Consider the following 19,872-nt stretch of genomic DNA (forward strand, 5'->3'; position numbering starts at 1 on the left):
GCTTAATCAGACTGTTCTTTTCAGTTTCGAGATAATCTTCACGCGCCATATCGGGTTGAGGACTAGCAATCTTGACACTCCCTGTGCCTAAAGGCGTGGGGATTCTGGGTTCAACGAAACCACTTAATCAAAGTACCTTGCAGTGCTTCAACCAGAGGTGGGATTCTCCCCAAGCGTAAATTCGGGTATGCCCTACCCTATTCGCACAAATGCGAGTTCTTTTTTATTCAAAACAAATTTGTTTCAAAAAAACTGGTTGTCTAGCTCCCACGAATCTTTTACCCACTGCTGGGGAAAACTAGAACTGTGCAGTAGAACCCTATAGATTCACTTGTCAAGGTAAGCGCGTTTTGCCGTTAGGCATACTAGGTTTTTATACAGGTTGCTTACCTTTTCCTGTTATGGGAAATAGTAGCACGATCAGATGTCAATAGACAACCCACCAATATAAAGCCTAAGTAGAACTTAGGGGTTTTAAACCCATTTTTCTGATAACAATTCTCCTAATTTCTGTAAAAAAGATTAAAACAATTCTATTTAGGAATCAGATATGATAATTATAAAACAAATTCCCATCCGTAAGTAGTAAGCCCTTCAGGGCTTCCATTTAATTTTAAATAAACTTTCTCATAAATTTTGCCATGACAGAAGCCCAACTGATTGTTTCCCCAGACTGGTTAGCAAACCATCTCGAAGATCCTAATATTGTAATTGTAGATTGTCGGTTTTCCTTAGCCAACCCCCAACTCGGACAACAACAATATCAAGACGGTCATATTCCGGGTGCTTATTATTTAGATTTAGACCAAGATTTATCCAGTCCCATTCAAAAACACGGCGGACGTCACCCCCTACCCAACCCAGAAAAACTTGCTCAAAAATTATCAGAAATTGGGATAACATCTCAACAAACCTTAGTTGTAGCCTATGATGATTCTCGATTCGCTTTTGCTTCGCGGTTGTGGTGGTTATTACGCTATTATGGACATGAACAAGTTGTTTTATTAGATGGGGGGTTTAGTCAATGGAAAAATTCGGAATATCCGATTAATTCTAATATTCCTAACGCAAAATTAGGACAATTTACCCCCCAAATTCGTCCTGAAATGTTGGTTAATATAGAAACCGTAAAAGCTCGAAAAGATTTACCCGGAGTCGTGGTTGTAGACTCCCGTGAACCCGATCGCTATTTAGGAAAAACCGAACCCATTGATCCCATTGCAGGCTGTATTCCGGGGGCGGTTAATTATCCTTGGCAACAGGTGACAGAACCGACAGGATTTGTTAAAATTAATCAACAATCCCAACGCTGGCAAGAGATAAAAGACTCCGAAGAAATTATCGTTTATTGTGGATCAGGAGTCACCGCCTGTGTGAATTTATTCTCCTTAGAATTAGCCGGAATTCATCAGGCTAAACTGTATGGAGGCAGTTGGAGTGATTGGTGTTCCTATTTAATAGAAGAACAACAATAATTTCTTCGGGGTTTTGAATTTAATCTCTAGTAACCTGAGATTAGTGATCATTTTTTACCCGATTCAATTATAATAAAATTGAGCGATAAAATCAACCCATTTTAACAATTTCGATTCAGGATTAACTCTTATGCAAACCCTAGAAAAACCAACCCCATCTCTTTTGGATACCCCCCTAACCATTGCGGGAAAAACCTTTAAGTCTCGGTTAATGACTGGGACGGGGAAATATCGCAACCTCCAAGAAATGCAGGATAGTATTGCAGCGAGTGGCTGTGAAATTGTCACCGTTGCGGTTAGACGAGTCCAAACCCAAGCGCCCGGACATGAAGGGTTAGCCGAAGCCATCGACTGGAGTAAAATCTGGATGCTACCCAATACCGCCGGATGTCAAACCGCCGAAGACGCTATTCGGGTAGCCAGACTTGGACGGGAAATGGCGAAATTGTTAGGACAGGAAGACAATAATTTTGTCAAATTAGAAGTGATTCCTGATAGCAAATATTTGCTTCCCGATCCTTTTGGAACCTTAGAAGCCGCCGAACAATTAGTTAAAGAAGGCTTTGCGGTTTTACCCTATATTAACGCCGATCCTCTCTTAGCGAAACGTTTAGAAGAGGCTGGCTGTGCAACAGTAATGCCTTTAGGATCTCCCATCGGCTCAGGACAGGGGATTAGAAACGCAGCGAATATTGCGATTATTATCGATAATGCCAAAATTCCCGTCGTTGTGGATGCGGGTATTGGAGCGCCCAGTGAAGCGGCGTTGGCGATGGAAATGGGAGCGGATGCGTTATTAATTAATTCGGCGATCGCTTTAGCCCAAAATTCAGTGGCCATGGCAAAAGCGATGGGCATGGCCACCGAAGCCGGACGTCTGGCTTATCTCGCCGGACGCATCCCTGTCAAGACCTACGCAGAAGCGTCTTCCCCCTTAACAGGTACAATTACTCGTTAATGTTTCCCTTTTGTGTAAATTTTTGTTATGGTTGATCCTAGATAGTAATCTATGGATTTTTACTCATGCCTTATATAAAAGAAGAGGGTGGACGACTCAATAACTTCGCGGTCGAACCTAAAGTTTACACAGCCGAACCCCCCACGAGTTCACAAAAACGGAATTATCTGATTACTGGTCTTGCTGGGATGGCCTTAGTGGGGGGTTTAGTCTTCCTCGCCTTCACCATATCCTAAGATATCAACAATTGAGTTCGGGCGGATTTTAGGAATTTTTCTATCAATATCAAAGATTTAATTGAACCCGTCTCTACGAAAAATCGGGAATCAAATCGTAGGGACGGGTTCTGTTAGAAGTGAAGTTGAATTGGGGTTAAACCACAAAGACACAAAGACACAAAGGGGATAAACTTTATTCCTGTCTGTTCCCTGTTCCCTGTTCCCTGCTCGCTGCTATAGAAGAAGATAGTTATAAAGTCTAAGGGCTTAATGATTGACAATGGCGACGAGTAACACTTCTTCAATTCTACTGTCGGAAACTCATCAGCAAACCTATGATCGTTTACAACAGGCGCTAGGTTTACAACTTCGCCGTCAAGTTTTTATTGCTGTTTGTGATAACTTAAATCTTCGCAATCATCTGGCTTTAAAATTACAAACTGATTTATTATTGAAAAATCAGACGGCTTCAACTTTGCAACAAAGTTTAAATTCCCAGATCGCCTCGCCTTTCATGAGTTTAAAACTCGATTTAAGCGATCCTAATCCCTTCAGCCAAATTGCTCAATGCTATGCTCAAAATCAATCTGATCTTGACAATAAACCCCTGATCGGATTTCAAATTTTAGGGGTAGAACATCTTACCCGCCAACCTCCGGGGGTGCAATGGTCATTTTTACGGTATTTACGAACCTTAGAACATCATCTCGACCGCTTAGAATTTAGTCTAGTGCTGTGGATTTCTTCTCCTTGGTTATGTTGTATTCAACAATCTGCACCGGAGTTTTGGCGCTGGCGAACTGGGGTATTTCAATGGATCAGTGATCCAACGCCGAGTGATTTAGAATCAGGGACAATTATTTTAGATTCTACTTCTGTTTCTGAATTCAGCGAAAGCAATAAGACCGATGCTTTAAAACAACTTCTGGATCAGATTCAACAGCTTCAACAACAGTCTGACTTATCCCCACTGCGCCAAGCCTATCGTCAATTAGCCAATATTTACCGCGATCGCATTCTAGCGGGGGAGAATGCAGAACTCAACTACACTCTGGCCATTCAAGCCGATAAAAAAGCCTTAGAAATCATTCCAGAAGCTGAGTTTCTTCTGTCCAACTCCCAACAGAAACCCGGTTTCTCTTCCCGCGATAACGATGATTCTATTAATATTTTGAATGACTTAGGAACCTTGTATTGGATGCGATTTCGCCAACGATTTCAAGGAAATCCCCCCTCAACTGATGTACTTTCCGATTTAGAACAAAGCATTATTTTCTATCAAAATGCTTTGATGAAAACCGATCCTGAAGCTCAACCCCATCTGTATATCAAAATCCAAAAAAACTTAGGAACTGCTTACACCGATTTAGCTACTTTACAAGATCCGAGTCAAAACTTAGAACAAGGGATTATTGCTTATACAGAAGCCTTATATTACCTTAAGTTAAACCGGACTGAAATTGACCCGGCTCAGATCCAAGATTATGCCACAATTCAAAATAATCTGGGAACGACCTATTGGAAATTAGCTCAACAAACCCAACCTATTCCTCACCTGAAAGCGGCTATTGCTGCCTATACTCAGGCAATGGAATTTTACACCCCGCAACAGGATGCCCTGAATTATGCCTTACTACAAACCAACCTAGGAACAGCTTATTGGACACTCAGCCAATATCAGCCTTCAGCAAAATTACTACTCCAGGCTATTCATGCCTATCATCAAGCCTTAACCTATCGGACAATCGAATCAGCCCCGGTTGCCTGTGCTGCTACCTATAATAACTTGGGCATAGCCTATTGGCATTTGGCTAACCACTATCAGAAGTCTGAAATTCGTGCTAAATTTTTGAAAAGGGCAATTGTCGCCTATCAAAAGGCCCTCTCAATTGTTCCCCATCTCAGTCCGACCCAACTGACTTTCGACCCCCTAGCGACTCATAACAACCTAGGGCTTACCCACTACCAACTTGCCACAGACTCTAACTTACCGCTTGGCAAAGCCACTCGGATTTCTCTACTAGGAGCCGCATTAAAACACCATCTTCAAGCTGATATTAACGAGCCTACCCAGCTAGAAAAACAACAGCCTAGCGATGGTGAAATCCCCAACTCAAAGACCACTGAACATCATCAAACGACTTTGAGTTATTTGCTCAGAACTATTCGCGCCTTCTACAATGAGTCTGGATTACAGGGACAAAATCAGGCTTTATCTCAGATTCCCGGTCATCTACTTCCTGAAATATTACGCGCTCTGTAACGCAATACAACTAAATTGGCATTTCATTAGGTTTAGGTTCAACTTTTCCATTAACATTGAGATGTCTATTTAATATTCTTGCTCAACCTTCTGCTCAATATGCGTGGTTATGGCATCTGCAAAGATTCTCGTGGTTGATGATGATCCGGCAATACGGAACTTAATAAATCGCTATCTCAGCCAACAAGACTATGAAGTTGACACGGCTCATGATGGCCATTCGGCATTAGAAAAGTTTGAACAGTTCAAACCTGACTTAGTGGTATTGGATCTCAATTTACCCGATACAACAGGTTTAGCATTATGCCGAGAAATGCAAAGTCGAACCAGTGTATTTATTCTAATGCTAACCAGTGAAAAAGATCCCAAACTGGGGTTAAAGGAGGGAGCCGATGATTTTGTAACTAAACCCTTTGATTTAGAGGAGTTAAATCTTCGCATCAAAGCTATTTTGAAACGTCAACGAACTCTGGTAGATACACAACCCCAAAATTTAGTTTATGGGGATTTAACGATTGATCCCAATCGTCGTGAGATTTATCTTCGGGGTGAATTAGTCGCGCTGAGTGCATTAGAATTTGATTTGCTCTATTGTTTAGCTCGAAAACCCGGACGAGCATGGCGACGGTCAGAATTATTGCAAGAAGTATGGGATTATGAGTATGAAGGGGAACAGCGCGTCGTTGATGTTCATATTGGTCAGATTCGTAAAAAGATTGAGCCAGACGCAGATAAACCTTCTTTTATTAAAACAATTCGGGGTGTGGGATATATGTTTGATCGACGCACTAATGAACGTCAATAATTAAGGATAACTCTCCTTAATTATTAACAATTCACGGTCGATCACAATTGCCTAATTTAAGGGGTAGCTACTGATATTAATGTTGGGAAAGATTGTTTTTTGTGTAACACAATGTAACTAAACGTCGATTTTATGAGGGAAAGTATTAACTTATCAGTAACATTAAGATATCTAGTTTATATATTTGCTCACCTTTTCGCTCAATTTTGTAGTCATGGCATCGGCAAAAATTCTTGTAGTTGATGATGATCCGGCAATACGGAATTTAGTCAGTCGCTATCTTAGCCAACAGGACTACCAACTGGAGGTTGCACAGGATGGCGACACAGCGTTGAAAGTTTTTGAACAGTTCAACCCCGATTTAGTTATATTAGATTTGAATTTGCCTGATACAACAGGTTTAGCATTATGCCGAGAAATGCAAAGTCGAACTAATGTTCTCGTTCTCATGCTGACCAGTGAACAAAATCCCAAGCAAGGGTTTATAGAAGGTGCCGATGATTTTGTGACAAAACCCTTTGATTTAGAAGTATTAAGTCTGCGGATTAAAGCTATTTTGAAGCGTCAACGATCAAGGGGTAATTTAGAGCTTCAGAGTTTAATCTATGGGGATTTAGTCATTGATCCGAATCGACGAGAAGTTTATCTCAAAGGCGAATTAGTAATCTTAAGTGCATTGGAATTTAATCTGCTTTATTGTTTAGCCAGTAAACCCGGTCGAGCTTGGGAACGCAAAGAACTATTACAAAAAGTTTGGGGTTATCAAGACGAAAGTAGTGAAGGAGTAAGGGTGATTGATGTTCATATTGGTCAGATTCGTAAAAAAATTGAACCTGATCCGAAAAATCCTTCTTTTATTCAAACCGTCCGCAGTGTAGGTTATCGGTTCGATTGATCTCCAAGGAAAGGAAAACGCTTCGGGGCGATCGCATCTCTACATCAGGATTTTAGATTAAGTTTTATTTAAAAGCTTTTTAACAACTTTTTTAAGCTCCTCTATTCAAGTTTTATTTCTTACTGTTCCCTGTTCCCTGTTCCCTGTTCCCTGTTCCATCTTCCCTTGCGCGTAGCGCTATAGGGCTTTGACGATTCCCATATTATGGGAACCGCTAAAGCCATTTTTTGGTAAGGGGAGTTAAGAAATCTCCAATCCACACAGGGTTGCCAGATAAACACGAGCCGCTTGACGATAACTGCTCGATGCTTCTGGGGTGTTGCTATTTCCATTCTGCAACAAAAAGAGCGACAGGGCTGCGGAAAAAACCCGATCTTGATCCCAGTCTGGGTGGGTCTCCAGATAGCCCTGGAGGGACTCGTGCAGCGTTTCAGGAATTTCGGTCAAGATGCTTACACTTGTGTTCATGAAACTGCTCTCATCGGTGTTGGTACAGGACAACGCACAACTTCAAGGTTAGGGATGGACTGGGACTTGGGTTCTCCCCTTCCGCCTAAAATTTGAAATTGGGTCGTCGATTCATTTTGTGCGATCTAGGGGTAGAGTTGTCAATGTTGCAAACTGTTACAACCTGTCACGAAGTTTCTCTTGAGTCACGAAAGAATCGATATTCGAGCTTCAATTTCTGTTACAAAACTTCATAAATTGCCCTCTCTGGTCATCGTTTCTCCAGATCAGGAGAAAATCCCCAATTCCACCAGAAGACCGCAACCTCACCCCTAAACCTGTGGAAAATCCCCCTAAACCTGTGGAAAACATTCTCCTCCCCTGTGGAAAACCTGGGGAATCTGTGGGGAAAATTTTCCCCAAAGATAAGAATTTTAAAGTTTGTTTGGGTATTTTTAGTATGAATCTATTTGAGATGTCAGATCACAGCTTTTGAGTGCAGCTTATTCTCTCCACAATTGATCACCTAAAATCTAAATTTTCATACTCATAACAGTAATTTTGAATTACAATAAAAAAATTATTTATCGGTATAAATTATCAGGTTTTGATCCCATACTTAAAGGTTAATAAGATTTAAACGTCAGAAAAAGCAGGTTAAGATTAATTAAGGATAATTCCTCAACGCTAACCCTGATTAATCTGGAAGTTTTTGTCTTTTGGGGATTATGATCAAAAATTTCAGGGATCAACCGAGGATAGATAATCAACCCTCCATACTATATAATAATTGAGTTAGAATCCAATAATTGGAAACTTTCATGTCCAGTTTTGTAGGTGAGTAAATAAGAGTCAGCACCCCGCTCTCTTTGTGACGGGGCTTCATGCCTCCAACTTTAGATAGCTCGTACCCGCCTCAGCCTAACGGCTACGTTTTCTGGATCATAATACCCACGAATGCGACGCTAGTTTGTGGCTCTATTGTTAACAATTAAACAGTTTTACGAGGGGTAAGACAGTGTTGTTAACGCCAAAAGTTCAGAAAACATTGGCGAAGCGAACATTACCCTAGAAATAGGAGTTATTTCATGTCTAATTACGTCTTTGTAATTGATCCGAATAAACAGCCTCAAAACCCAGTACATCCCGCCCAAGCTCGATTGTTATTGAATCAAGGTCAAGCTGCTGTTTATCGCCGTTATCCGTTTACTATTATCTTAAAGGAGTCAAAACCAGCACCAGAAATACAACAAATAACCCTCAAAATTGACCCCGGTTCAAAAACCAAATTTAACCGCACTCGATTAAACCTACCTAAAACCCATTGGTTAGATGCAGCTTGTGTTGGAAAACTTGAAACTTTAAAGGTGTTAACCAATAAACCTTTATTGATTCAGGCAACGGGACGTGGTACTCGTCAAATGTGTGGTACAGACAAATACGGATTTCCAACCTTCCCATGTTTTTCTTGTGATTATGCTGAAAAACTCTATGCTGAGTCAGTTAGGATAGGGATCTGTTCTTCAGGTCTTATCGATTCAGATAGGTTAAAGTCAAAGAATCATTGATCTGTTGTCTCCTGTCTCCTATTCTCTACTATGCCCAAGCTACGTCAATCTTCGTTTCGCCGGATTCTACTGTCGCAGATTTTACTGCTTAGTCTTCCTGTGCTGCTTGTGGGAGAGTATGTTACCTATAGAAAGGCTCGTTCTGGTTTATTGGAAACAGCCCGTTTCAATTTAACAGAAAGTGCAACTAAAAAATCGCAAACGATTGAGGAATGGATTAATTCTATCAAGTCCAGTTTGAGTATTGCCAGCGACAATAGTAGTTTACAGTCAGGAAAAACTCAACAGTATTCTGTCTTTCTCTCCCAACTCCAGGGGCAATTTTTTCCTCCGGTCAATTGTCTACAATTGACCAATTTACAAACGGAACAAATAGTTGCTACAACCTGCGGAAAACAACCGATTTATTCTATTCCTAAAAACTTTTGGCCATCAAAAAGGCCTCAAAACCCTGGGATTTATATTAATTATTTAGTTCCTAAAGTTGTTCCACAAGCTTCAGAATGGCGAAACCAAGTTCAATTAGTATTTAGTGCTCCCATTTATACCAACCAAAATAATAAAAATATATTAAAATATGCGTTAAGTTTACAATCAACCTTATATTTAGAATCCAAAGATCGTCCTAAATCCTTAACCGGATTTACCGTCATTATTGATCAAGGAGGAAGAATTATCAGTCATCCCAACTTGGATAAAGTAGGACGTAATATTCAAGAAGAAACCGATGCTATTCGATTAAATAATTTATTATCTAGTGCTTTATCAGAAAACAAAAATTATTTCATTCACTTATTTTCTTTTGATCAAGCCCGAAAGGAACTTTTGGCGGGCTATGATGCAATTCCTAGCCCGATCACCCAAGAAAAAAATAGTCAATGGGTGATTTTAGCTGTGGTTGATTTAGAGGATGCTTTATCAGGATTAAGAGATATTAAATCTCTCTTAATTTCGTTAATTTTATCTTTGGTAATTGCCAGTATTATTGCTGCACTTTATGTTTCCAGAGATTTAGCACGTCCATTAGAAAAGTTGAGAGATTATGCCCTCAAAGCCAATAATTTAGAGACTCCTGGTAACGTTCCTGGAAATCTAAAAATTCGAGAATTTAATCAGTTAGCAGAAGCTCTCAATACTATGGTTGGAAGTCTGAGAGCGAGAGCGCAAGCCTTAGAATATGCGTCAAAAGAAGCGCGAATTGCTAATCAATTGAAAAATGAATTTTTACGGGTAGTATCTCATGAATTAAGAACGCCTTTAAATGGAATTATTAACTCAATTAGCTTAATTGAAGAGGGGTTTTGTGATAGCAAAGAAGAAGAAGAAGAATATCTTCAAATTGCTTACAGTTCTAGTGAACATTTGTTAAATTTAGTAGATGATATTTTAGATATTGCTTTAATTGAAGAAGGCAAGTTATCGGTCATGCTTGAACCGACGGATTTAGTGCAAATCCTCAAAGATGCGGTGAATTTACAAATGTTAGATATTCAACAAAAAGACTTAACCATTGACCTACCCACCCTGAATAAACCGATCATTGTTCAAGCTGATCCCGATAAGTTAAAACAAGTTTTTATTAATATTCTCAATAATTCGGTCAAGTTTACAAAAACAGGAGGAATTACCATTGCAACACGCATCGAATTTGCCGAGAATTCAGAAGTAAATTCTTTTGAAGAAATACTGGATCATCCCCTCTCAAAATCTACCTCAGTTCGGTATCAAGCTGTTGTGACCGTTAAGGATACCGGAATTGGAATTGCGCCGGAACAACAGCAAAAAATCTTTCAACCCTTTGCAATGGTCGATGGTTCAACCACAAGGGAATTTGGCGGAATTGGGTTAGGTTTAGCGATTTCCCGCAATTTCATGCAAATGATGGGGGGTTCTATTACCCTTGAGAGTGCTGGATTAAATCAAGGAACGACTGTGATGATTGGAATTCCCTTATCCGATACTCATATCCAATCTCCTCAACATCAAGGTTCAATTTCTTCCCATCAAGTTAACTCTGTTTGAACTTAGAATGGGGAAAGATTAGGTTAATATTATCGGTTGTCCACCTGCTTTTAAAGATTCACTTAATGCACAAAGAATTTTAACCAGTTCTGCACCGATCCAACCCGATGAAATCGGGGAAGGTTGATGATTTTGAATCGAATAGAGAAAGCGATCGCAAACTTGAGCTAAGGGTTCACGAGGTTCAACGGAGATGATTTCTCGATTTAATCCAGCGGCTTTCCAAGTATTATCAACGGGGTTCAAATAACCTTGTTGAACAATAAGAGGAGCTTCTGATTGCAGTTCATCAAAGATTAAGCTTCCCTGCGTTCCAACAACTACTAAACGACGTTGTTTGTCAGGATTTAACCAACACAAATGTAGAAACGCTTCAAAGCCACTGGGATAGGTTAAATTTGCAGTTACTAAATCCGATAATCCTGTTTGTGGCTGTAACCAAACCGTTCCAGTTGCTTTAACTTTGACGGGTGTTTCCCCTAACCAACTATTAAAAATTCCAATATCATGAATTGCTAAATCCCATAACGCATCAACATCTTGTCGCACAGGTTCTAAATGGGTTCTCGTGGCGTAACCATATCGTAATTCCCCTAATTTTCCCGCTTCAATAATAGTTTTACCCTGTTCTACCGCCGGATGAAATAAATAAGTATGATCCACAAAAAGTTGAAGCTGTTTTTGTTGCGCGAATTCACACAATTGCAATGATTCAGACACACTCAGGGTTAAAGGTTTTTCGGTGAAAACATGACAACCCTGTTGTAGAGCATCTGAAATTAAAGCAAAATGTGTCACCGCAGGAGTTGCGATCGCCACCGCATCCAAATCGGGTAAATTCCAAACCCTTGACCTATCCGTTACTAACTTGATGTTTTCAGGGAGTTGAAATCGTTCTCTAACTGCTTGTAAACGTTCAGGATTAGAATCAACAATTGCCACAACTTGAGAATCAGGATGCTGACGGAAGTGACGAATTAAATGAACTCCCCAACGACCGGCGCCAAAGATAGCAATATTAATCGGATCAGTCATTATTAAATTCTCACTGAAGTTTGATCATACAACGACAGAAACGCCACTTCAGCAGCCGCTTGTTCAGCCGCTTTAATCGACCGTCCAGTTCCTTCACCCAGTTTCCGATTTTGTAACCAAACTGCTGCGGTAAAACGCTGTTCATCGTTATGAATTTGACGATTTTGTTGGACTTTATATTCAGGTAAAACTTTATAATGGCTTTGCGTCCATTCCTGTAAAGCCGCTTTATAATTATTACGAGCCGGGTCTTGAATAATTTCTGTAGCTCGTTGTCGAAAATGGGTATCCAACCAAGAACGAATTAAACTTAAATCGTGGGTACTGAGATATAAACTGGCTAACACCGCTTCAAAACAGTCCGCCAGACGAGATTCTTCACCCGCTTTATCCCGAATTGCGCTTCCGGCGGCGAGTAAAAATTGGGACATTCCATAACCATCAGCAATTTCTGCTAAGGTGCGATCGCTAACCAAAATCGAACGAATCGCCGCAAATTCCCCCACAGGACAATCAGGATAAACTTCATATAACAACTCAGACGCCGCCAACCGCACCACCGAATCCCCGACAAACTCTAATTGTTCATAATTAGCTTCTGCGGACAATGTAGGGTGAGTTAAAGCCAAGTCTAACAATTCCCATCGAATGGGTACATTATCTGAGAGTCCCAAACGTTGTATCAGCTTTTGCAACTGGCGTTTTCGATTTGGATAGCCAATAGTCATAGATTTCGGGTTTCGGGTTGCGATTCTCGGTTGAAGGGGGGAAAGAGTTAGACATAAGCCGGGTTCTGTTATCCTATTGCTGAAACCAGCGATAGGATGGCAATTATCTATCTGGGATGTCTGTTACCAGACACCTCTAGCGGTACCACTATTGAGCGGAACGGGAAAAAGACCAACCCTAGTTCCTCCGACCTTGCTCCCAACCGGGGTTTACCGAGCCAACGCCTCACGACGTTGCTGGTGCGCTCTTACCGCACCTTTGCACCCTTACCCTTTTCAGTTATCAGTTATCAGTTATCAGTTATCCAAAGATTCACTGTTTACTGTGTACAGACTGCAATGAAGCGTCTCTACTGACTGTCAAAGGCGGTATTTTTCTGTGGCACTATCCTCACGATCGCTCGTACTGGGAGTTATCCAGCAAGTTTGGCCTTTCGGGAGCCCGGACTTTCCTCAGACTCTTATCGAGTCCGTAATCGCCTGCGCTCACTCTTTACCCACCCGTTTCTATACTACTGCAACTGTTATCCTGTTGTTGCTAGATTTTGACACTCCCCGCTCTGAAGATGCGGGGATTCTTAAGAGATTCGCACTCTTAAAGGCTGAGTCAAACAGCCCCTACCCACTCCGGTAAAACCATTGTGGCTACTTTTCTTTCCAATATTGGCAGCACCATTACAATCAGCATTAATCAAATGTCCTTGTTGAGAACAATACAATCCCCGCTTAACCCGTTTTCCAGAAAATTGATATTTCTGGGACGGGTCAGGATTGTAGGTGGGAATATCGTCACCATCCAAGAAACTTGCCTTACTGGTGTAAGATTCTTCCTGTTCCTGATATTTCAATCCATATCGTTCACACAAGTTTTTGAGTTTTTGCCTCAAACTCCAATGGGGAATTTGGACAAAATTCTGATTATTTTTCGCTCCGATATTGATCTCTTGTTTGATACCGGGATTAACGCCAACAACTACCGTTCCAATTTTATGTTTGATACACCAATTAATAATGTATCGAGCCGATTTATTCAGATAATCTCTGACAAAATTGTTGCGGTTAAGTGTCAATCTAGCCTGACGTTTTGTGGTTCCCTTGATTTTTTGCAGATCTTTAATACTCTGCAATCTGGCATTTTCCTTGTTAAACCATTGGTTAACTGCTTTAAGTGGTTTGCCATCCAAAAGAAAGGATGCCCCAACGGTACTGACACAAGTAGCAAGATTATCAAGTCCCAAGTCAATTGCAACAGCGTGGTCAGGGTTAACATCTTGAGGTTCGGGTTCTGCTTCCACAATGTATTCAATTTCAAAAAATCGAGCATTGTATTTGGGCAGAATTCGCACCTCTTTCAATGGCTTCCCGTTCAACCGCTCAGGAAAGGGAAGACGGATAGAACCGAATTCCTTTCTAAATGCGTTAGACATAGGGACTTCAAACCCTCCGTTTTTTACCTTGATGCGTGGCATAATTAACGGAAAGTAACCTTCTTTTGGAAGGTATTTGGGCAAACAAATTTGCTCAAATCGATACAACCCTTGCTTTGCCGCCTTGATCAAGTTAAAGAAAGAACGGAACGACCGATCTACCACTTTCAGTGTTTGCTGTGCAATATCGGTATTGAGAAGTTTGTAATTCTCATTGTCCTTGCATTGATGGTAGTTGGATTCGTATCTCAAGTATCTCTGCTCAGAAAAATAGAACTGTCTAACCGAGTAAAGCCCTACATTGTAAAGGTTTTTACTCAATCTACACAGTTCTCTCATGGCCAGGAACTCTTGCTTACTGAGGTCACGAATTTGACATTTTTGAGTCAGATACATCAGTCAGTCCTCTGCCTACAGCTATTATATAGCGAAAGTAGAATTTGGTGTTGACCTAATAACTAGGCGGCTAAAGCCGCTACTCGGTTTTCCTGCTTGCTCTGAAGAGGCAAGGTTTCCAACCTCTAGCAGATCTTATGATCACAATCAAGGTAATGGGGTGTGAATATCATAAAATGGGCAATATTGAGCTTTCTTTCTGTGCCTTTACTACTATTTCTCTATCAATAATTTTCTGTTATTCTAGTACGAATTAGGCTAATAATTGAGAGCCACTGTGAGTATTCTAGGGATCAATAAATTTAAAAATAAGTGGCTTGATCTATCAGAGATCTCTGCTGTTGTCATAGCCACTATTCTAGTGTTGTCTTTACTCTTAGGAATTTATTATTTAGGTTGGTTACAACCGTTAGAATTAGCTGCCTATGATCAAATGGTACGATTACGTCCGACTTTAACAGCCGATCCCCGATTAGTTGTTATTGGAATTACTGAAGAAGATATTCAAGTCTTTAACCGTTGGCCGCTTTCCGATGAAGTCATTGCCCGATTATTAGAAAAATTATCAAAATATCAACCAAAAGTCATTGGTTTAGATCTATATCGGGATATTCGATATGAACCCGGACATGATCAACTCCGCCAACAATTTCAAACCTCTGATCATATTATTACGATTAATAGTTTAGGATATAGTGAAACCAAAGGAATTCCTGCACCCCCAAATATTCCTCCTGAACAAGTGGGTTTTAATGATTTATTGCTTGACCCCGATAATGTGATTCGTCGGAATTTAATGTTTGCTGATACCGCCGATACCACCTTTTATTCTTTTTCCTTAAGATTAGCACTGCACTATTTATTGGCTCAAGGGATGAACCCCGATAATAGTCCTGTCAACCCTAATATTATTCAATGGGGAAAAGCCGAATTTATTCCCCTATCTCATGATTCTGGAGGATATCAAACCATTGATGATCAAGGATATCAAATTCTATTGAATTATCGCTCCCCCAATGATGGCGCGAGAATGATCAGCTTAACAAAATTTTTATATGGAACTATTCCTCAAAGTTGGATTAAAGATAAAATTGTTTTAATTGGCACAGTAGCACCGAGTGCCAAAGATTTATTTTTTACGCCCTTTAGTCCGGCGGCGAAAAAAGCTCTAAAAATGCCCGGTGTTTTAGTCCATGCTCAAATGGTCAGCCAAATTTTAGATGCAGTTTTAGGGAAGCGGGCTTTATTTATTTTTTGGTCACAATGGGGAGAGTTTTTATGGATTTGTAGTTGGGGTTTAATAGGAGCAACCTTAGCTTGGTCAAGTCGAAATGCCTGGATTATTACCCTCGGAAATCCCTTTTTAATCAGTCTTTTATGCGGATTAAGTTTTTTTCTATTTCTACATCAGCGTTGGGTTCCAACCACAACTCCGGGTTTAGCCTTTCTATTTACCAGTGGAACTGTAATTGGTTATCGTGCATTTCAAGCGCAACGTCAGCAACAAATTGTGATGCGATTATTAGGACAAAATACCTCACCCGAAATTGCTAATGCTCTGTGGAATAGTCGGGATCGTTTATTAGCCGATGGCAAGTTACCCGGTGAAAAATTAATTGCTACAATTCTATTTAGTGATATTAAAAATTTTAGTACGGTTTCTGAACAAATGCCCCCAGAAACTTTAATGGAATGGTTAAATGAATATCTCTCAATTTTGACTCAATGTGTACAAACCCATCATGGGATTATTAATAAGTTTACCGGGGACGGAATTATGGCAGCCTTTGGGGTTCCTCTTCCTCGTAAAACCGAAGCAGCCATTGCTGAAGATGCTTATAATGCGGTAGCCTGTGCTTTAACCATTGAAGACCGTTTAAAACAGTTAAATCAACAGTGGAATCACCAAAATTTTCCCGAAATTTCCATGCGAGTTGGGATTTTTACTGGCCCCATTGTCGCCGGAAGTTTGGGAGGGAAAGAACGCTTAGAATATGGTTTATTAGGAGATAGTGTTAATATTGCGTCTCGTTTAGAAAGTTGTCAAAAAGACCGACAATCTGGGATTTGTCGAATTTTAATTGCTTACCAAACTTTACAATATATTGCGGAGAGTTTTGAAGTCGAATCTTGGGGGCCAATGCCACTAAAAGGAAGACAAGAAATGGTTGATATTTATCGGGTTATCGGCTGGAAAAAAACACCAAATCAGGGAACAGGGAACAGGGAACAGGGAACAGGGAACAGGAAATAGGAAATAGGAAATAGGGAACAGGGATATCCCTAACGGAATATCAACCCGCCGCAATCATTACACTACTGGATTTAATCACCGCGAAGACTTCTTTGCCTTTTTTTAACCCCAGTTTGTCCGCCGATGTCCGAGTCACAATGGACACCAACTCTACCGACGGTGCGATCGCCAAGGTAACTTCCACATTCACTGCTCCTTTAACAATTCGTTTCACTTTGGCTCTCAAAATATTGCGAGCACTGATTTGTACCGCCTGTAACCCGGCTGTATTGATTGATTCGTTAGTGAAGTTCACCGAAGATATCGCTTCCTCCCCGTCCCCCTCCAAATCCTCGGAAAATTCTATCGAGTTGACATCAAGTTCGGCAGAGGAGGACGATGGCCCCATCTGTCGAATCATTTCTCGCAAGATTTCGGTTTTAGTGCGCTGGGTCTGCTGACAAATCTGTTCCAGAATCCGCCTTTCCTCATCGGAGGATTGGAACGTAATCCAGCCTTGATCTTTTCTTGGCATTTTACGATACCAAATATGTTGGTATGAAGTTGGTATAATTACTGGTTGAATACTATTCTAGCGGTAAATCAATCATCTGCTTGCTAGAAGCTAACCCTACTAACCCGACTTTCTCAGAGCAAGTCTTATGAAACGAAAACGCATTCTCGCCTTTCTAGCTGGATTCTTAGCAACATTGCTACTGGCGATCAGCTTTAAAGCGGTCATACCTACCCCAGCCAATGCCCAATCTACCACCCTGCTAATTGGAGCCGCAGCCAGTTTGCAAGATGCCATCAAAGAAGTCGATCCCCTGTTTAAATCTGCCCATCCTGGGATTAAAGTTAACTACAACTTTGCAGCATCGGGGCCACTTCAACAACAAATTGAGCAAGGCGCACCCATTGACCTATTTATTGCGGCTGCAACCAAACAAATGGATGCTTTACAGGCGAAAAATCTAATTCTGGCTGATACTCGCCGCAATATACTCACTAATAGCCTGGTTTTAGTAGTGCCGAGTAACTCCAGCCTGGGACTAACAAGCTTCAAGCAATTAACCAATTCCAACGTCAAAAAAATTTCAGTGGGAGAGCCGCGTAGCGTCCCGGCAGGACAATACGCTGAACAAGTGTTTAAGAATTTAGGCATTCTGGATCAACTCAAACCCAAATTTGTCTATGGAAACTCAGTTCGCAACGTTTTAGGAACTGTCGAGAGTGGTAACGCTGATGCTGGAGTTATCTATGCCACCGATGCCAAAGTTTCAAACAAAGTCAAACAAGTCGCAACGGCCCCCAATAATTTACACTCTCCAATTGTTTACCCCATAGCCGTGATTACAGCCAGTAAAAATCAGCCCTCTGCTCGTACCTACGCCCAATTTCTCACGGGTCAGAAAGCGCAAGCTATCTTCAAAAAATACGGTTTTGGCATTGCTAAATAACCATCAATCTGATTGTATTACCCTGCACTTCTAACTTGACTGCCATGACTACCGATCTCTCCCCGTTATGGATTTCGCTGAAAACCGCAGGACTGGCAACCCTTTTCACATTCTTTACAGGAATTGCCGCCGCCCACTGGATGTTGAATTATCGGGGACGATGGAAGTCCTTGATTGAGGGTATTTTTGTCTCACCGTTGATTCTGCCACCAACGGTTGTGGGCTTTTTGCTGCTGCTATTATTTGGCAAAAATGGCCCCTTGGGTCAATTAACGGCTTTATTTGATTTTACGGTGATTTTTACCTGGTATGCAGCCGTGATCGCGGCGACAGTCGTGGCTTTTCCCTTAATGTACAAAACTGCATTAGGAGCATTTGAGCAAGTCGATCGCAGTTTGTTACAAGTTGCTGAAACTCTGGGCGCATCGAAGGGGCGGATTTTCTGGCAGGTATTGCTCCCCCTATCGGCCCCAGGGATTTTGGCCGGAACAATGTTGGCCTTTGCACGAGCTTTAGGCGAATTCGGTGCAACTCTAATGTTAGCGGGGAATATTCCCGGTCGAACTCAAACGATCCCGATGGCAATTTACTTTGCAGTGGAAGCGGGAGCCATGAATGAGGCTTGGCTGTGGGTGACTGTGATTATGACGATCTCATTATCGGGCATCATTGCGGTCAATCTTTGGCAGAAACAATATGAGCGCAAAATTCGAGGTAAGCAGTTTGGGGGGGTGGAAGCCAATGAACCTGTCCATGGCAGCGATAGAAATGACTATACCCAGATATTACCCCTCGCTAAACCTCACTTATCCCACCTTGGGCAAGGACTACTGGTTAATATTGAAAAACAACTTGCCAACTTTACCCTGAGCACGGCTTTTACCTCTGAGCAAGAAACTTTAGGGATAATGGGCGGATCTGGGTCGGGCAAGAGTATGACGCTGCGTTGTATTGCTGGAGTTGAAACGCCGACCCAAGGGCGAATTGTCCTGAATGGTCAAACTTTATTTGATTCCGAAAAGCAGATTAATATTCCCAGTCATCAGCGAAAAGTGAGTTTAGTGTTTCAAAACTATGCACTCTTTCCCCTGATGACTGTTTCCCAAAATATTGCCTTTGGCTTGCAGCATTTACCGAAGGAAACGCGATCGCAACGGGTAAAACAACAGTTGGGAAGGTTACAATTACAGGGATTGGGCGATCGCTATCCCCATCAACTTTCGGGCGGACAACAGCAGCGAGTTGCATTGGCAAGGGCCCTGGCAACGGAACCGGAAGTCCTATTATTAGATGAACCATTTTCGGCTCTGGATACCTATCTTCGCGCTCACGTCGAGTGTCAATTGATCGAAACCTTATCTACTTATTCGGGTGTCACCTTATTTGTCACCCACAACCTAGAGGAAGCTTATCGGGTATGTGAGAAATTAATGGTGATGTCGGGGGGAAAAGCGATCGCCTTCGATTCTAAACATCGTATTTTTGAGCATCCGGGTACGATTCGTGTGGCTCAACTGACGGGCTGTAAAAACTTTTCTCGTGCTAGGGTGATCGGCGAGAATACCCTTGAAGCAAGGGATTGGGGCGTTACCTTGCAAGTCGTGGAAGCGATTCCCGATGACCTAGCAGATGTGGGAATTCGTGCCCATCAAATCAGTATCATGCCTAATCCTAATCCTAGTCTAAATAATACGTTTCCCTGTTGGTTAGCTTCAACCAGTGAAACACCGCATCGGATGACGGTTTTCCTCAAGTTGAATGCGGTATGTCAAAACTCACAGGATTATCATGTTCAGGCGGAAATTTTTAAAGAGAAATGGGAAGCCATCAAGAATCATCCGTTTCCCTGGTATGTGCGGTTTGATCCCCTGCGTCTGATTTTAATGATTAACTAAACCCAGGGTCAGGATGTACTCCTGACCGGGGGTTGTTAAAAGCATTT

General features: G+C 41.4%; 16 protein-coding genes, 1 other RNA gene and 1 pseudogene. 12 read left to right on the forward strand and 6 right to left on the reverse strand.

All coding sequences use genetic code 11. The features are described 5' to 3' along the window. Positions 1-641: 641 nt before the first annotated feature. The 6 genes from PL8927_RS20285 to PL8927_RS20310 all read left to right on the forward strand — a co-directional run bounded on the left by PL8927_RS20285 (position 642) and on the right by PL8927_RS20310 (position 6,614). Positions 642-1,475, forward strand: coding sequence for a sulfurtransferase (locus tag PL8927_RS20285; protein WP_083625178.1), 834 nt, complete (start codon positions 642-644; stop codon positions 1,473-1,475). A gap of 130 nt (positions 1,476-1,605) precedes the next feature. Further along, positions 1,606-2,433, forward strand: coding sequence for a thiazole synthase (locus tag PL8927_RS20290; RefSeq protein WP_083625180.1), 828 nt, complete (start codon positions 1,606-1,608; stop codon positions 2,431-2,433). A 65-nt stretch (positions 2,434-2,498) separates the two neighbouring features. Continuing rightward, a complete protein-coding gene (psb34, locus tag PL8927_RS20295) occupies positions 2,499-2,669 on the forward strand; it encodes a photosystem II assembly protein Psb34 (RefSeq protein WP_156093264.1) in 171 nt (56 codons plus the stop codon). A gap of 262 nt (positions 2,670-2,931) precedes the next feature. Then, on the forward strand, positions 2,932-4,914 hold the full coding sequence (locus tag PL8927_RS20300; RefSeq protein ID WP_083625182.1) for a tetratricopeptide repeat protein: 1,983 nt from the start codon (positions 2,932-2,934) through the stop codon (positions 4,912-4,914). Positions 4,915-5,023: 109 nt separating this feature from the next. Then, positions 5,024-5,719, forward strand: coding sequence for a response regulator transcription factor (locus PL8927_RS20305; RefSeq protein WP_083625184.1), 696 nt, complete (start codon positions 5,024-5,026; stop codon positions 5,717-5,719). Between the two features lie 214 nt (positions 5,720-5,933). Beyond that, positions 5,934-6,614, forward strand: a complete 681-nt coding sequence (locus tag PL8927_RS20310; protein ID WP_083625186.1) for a response regulator transcription factor — start codon at positions 5,934-5,936, stop codon at positions 6,612-6,614. A gap of 240 nt (positions 6,615-6,854) precedes the next feature. Here the strand turns inward: PL8927_RS20310 and PL8927_RS20315 are convergent, their stop codons facing one another. Continuing rightward, the gene (locus PL8927_RS20315) at positions 6,855-7,082 is read right to left on the reverse strand and encodes a DUF2811 domain-containing protein (protein ID WP_083625189.1); all 228 of its coding nucleotides are present in this window, start codon (positions 7,080-7,082) and stop codon (positions 6,855-6,857) included. On the opposite strand from PL8927_RS20315, the gene PL8927_RS28615 reads away from it, so the two are divergent. The 3 genes and pseudogenes from PL8927_RS28615 to PL8927_RS20325 all read left to right on the forward strand — a co-directional run bounded on the left by PL8927_RS28615 (position 7,035) and on the right by PL8927_RS20325 (position 10,651). After that, the gene (locus tag PL8927_RS28615) at positions 7,035-7,178 is read left to right on the forward strand and encodes a hypothetical protein (protein WP_231506095.1); all 144 of its coding nucleotides are present in this window, start codon (positions 7,035-7,037) and stop codon (positions 7,176-7,178) included. The genes PL8927_RS20315 and PL8927_RS28615 overlap by 48 nt on opposite strands. Before the next feature lie 971 nt (positions 7,179-8,149). Next, a pseudogene (locus PL8927_RS28885) lies at positions 8,150-8,512 on the forward strand (RRXRR domain-containing protein); the annotation flags it as partial. A 147-nt stretch (positions 8,513-8,659) separates the two neighbouring features. Then, entirely contained in the window at positions 8,660-10,651 is a 1,992-nt protein-coding gene (locus PL8927_RS20325) for a sensor histidine kinase (protein ID WP_083625193.1), read from the forward strand. 18 nt (positions 10,652-10,669) lie between these two features. Here PL8927_RS20325 and PL8927_RS20330 read toward each other — a convergent pair whose 3' ends face one another. The 4 genes from PL8927_RS20330 to PL8927_RS20345 form a co-directional block, all read right to left on the reverse strand. Continuing rightward, entirely contained in the window at positions 10,670-11,686 is a 1,017-nt protein-coding gene (locus tag PL8927_RS20330; protein ID WP_083625195.1) for a Gfo/Idh/MocA family protein, read from the reverse strand. 2 nt (positions 11,687-11,688) lie between these two features. Continuing rightward, on the reverse strand, positions 11,689-12,414 hold the full coding sequence (rnc, locus tag PL8927_RS20335; RefSeq protein WP_083625430.1) for a ribonuclease III: 726 nt from the start codon (positions 12,412-12,414) through the stop codon (positions 11,689-11,691). A gap of 39 nt (positions 12,415-12,453) precedes the next feature. Beyond that, positions 12,454-12,907, reverse strand: an RNA gene (gene rnpB / locus PL8927_RS20340) — RNase P RNA component class A. A gap of 85 nt (positions 12,908-12,992) precedes the next feature. Next, a complete protein-coding gene (locus tag PL8927_RS20345) occupies positions 12,993-14,237 on the reverse strand; it encodes an RNA-guided endonuclease InsQ/TnpB family protein (protein WP_083625197.1) in 1,245 nt (414 codons plus the stop codon). A 361-nt stretch (positions 14,238-14,598) separates the two neighbouring features. On the opposite strand from PL8927_RS20345, the gene PL8927_RS20350 reads away from it, so the two are divergent. Then, the gene (locus PL8927_RS20350) at positions 14,599-16,491 is read left to right on the forward strand and encodes a CHASE2 domain-containing protein (protein ID WP_231506078.1); all 1,893 of its coding nucleotides are present in this window, start codon (positions 14,599-14,601) and stop codon (positions 16,489-16,491) included. A 40-nt stretch (positions 16,492-16,531) separates the two neighbouring features. Here the strand turns inward: PL8927_RS20350 and PL8927_RS29035 are convergent, their stop codons facing one another. Continuing rightward, positions 16,532-17,005 (reverse strand): TOBE domain-containing protein, encoded by a 474-nt coding sequence (locus tag PL8927_RS29035; protein ID WP_083625202.1) that lies wholly within the window; start codon positions 17,003-17,005, stop codon positions 16,532-16,534. Positions 17,006-17,132: 127 nt separating this feature from the next. On the opposite strand from PL8927_RS29035, the gene modA reads away from it, so the two are divergent. After that, positions 17,133-17,930, forward strand: a complete 798-nt coding sequence (gene modA, locus PL8927_RS20360; RefSeq protein ID WP_083625204.1) for a molybdate ABC transporter substrate-binding protein — start codon at positions 17,133-17,135, stop codon at positions 17,928-17,930. Between the two features lie 44 nt (positions 17,931-17,974). Further along, positions 17,975-19,825, forward strand: a complete 1,851-nt coding sequence (gene modB / locus PL8927_RS20365) for a molybdate ABC transporter permease subunit (protein WP_083625207.1) — start codon at positions 17,975-17,977, stop codon at positions 19,823-19,825. Positions 19,826-19,872 lie beyond the last annotated feature (47 nt).

It is taken from the genome of Planktothrix serta PCC 8927, assembly GCF_900010725.2.
Taxonomy (GTDB): Bacteria; Cyanobacteriota; Cyanobacteriia; order Cyanobacteriales; family Microcoleaceae; genus Planktothrix; species Planktothrix serta.

Coding starts and splice junctions, on each gene's coding strand:
- rnc (WP_083625430.1), bottom strand. CDS start 12,414: ATGACTATTGGCTATCCAAATCGAAAACGCCAGTTGCAAAAGCTGATA.
- PL8927_RS20315 (WP_083625189.1), bottom strand. CDS start 7,082: ATGAACACAAGTGTAAGCATCTTGACCGAAATTCCTGAAACGCTGCAC.
- psb34 (WP_156093264.1), top strand. CDS start 2,499: ATGCCTTATATAAAAGAAGAGGGTGGACGACTCAATAACTTCGCGGTC.
- PL8927_RS20325 (WP_083625193.1), top strand. CDS start 8,660: ATGCCCAAGCTACGTCAATCTTCGTTTCGCCGGATTCTACTGTCGCAG.
- modB (WP_083625207.1), top strand. CDS start 17,975: ATGACTACCGATCTCTCCCCGTTATGGATTTCGCTGAAAACCGCAGGA.
- PL8927_RS20345 (WP_083625197.1), bottom strand. CDS start 14,237: ATGTATCTGACTCAAAAATGTCAAATTCGTGACCTCAGTAAGCAAGAG.
- PL8927_RS20330 (WP_083625195.1), bottom strand. CDS start 11,686: ATGACTGATCCGATTAATATTGCTATCTTTGGCGCCGGTCGTTGGGGA.
- PL8927_RS20290 (WP_083625180.1), top strand. CDS start 1,606: ATGCAAACCCTAGAAAAACCAACCCCATCTCTTTTGGATACCCCCCTA.
- PL8927_RS20305 (WP_083625184.1), top strand. CDS start 5,024: ATGGCATCTGCAAAGATTCTCGTGGTTGATGATGATCCGGCAATACGG.
- PL8927_RS20300 (WP_083625182.1), top strand. CDS start 2,932: ATGGCGACGAGTAACACTTCTTCAATTCTACTGTCGGAAACTCATCAG.
- PL8927_RS29035 (WP_083625202.1), bottom strand. CDS start 17,005: ATGCCAAGAAAAGATCAAGGCTGGATTACGTTCCAATCCTCCGATGAG.
- PL8927_RS20285 (WP_083625178.1), top strand. CDS start 642: ATGACAGAAGCCCAACTGATTGTTTCCCCAGACTGGTTAGCAAACCAT.
- PL8927_RS20310 (WP_083625186.1), top strand. CDS start 5,934: ATGGCATCGGCAAAAATTCTTGTAGTTGATGATGATCCGGCAATACGG.
- modA (WP_083625204.1), top strand. CDS start 17,133: ATGAAACGAAAACGCATTCTCGCCTTTCTAGCTGGATTCTTAGCAACA.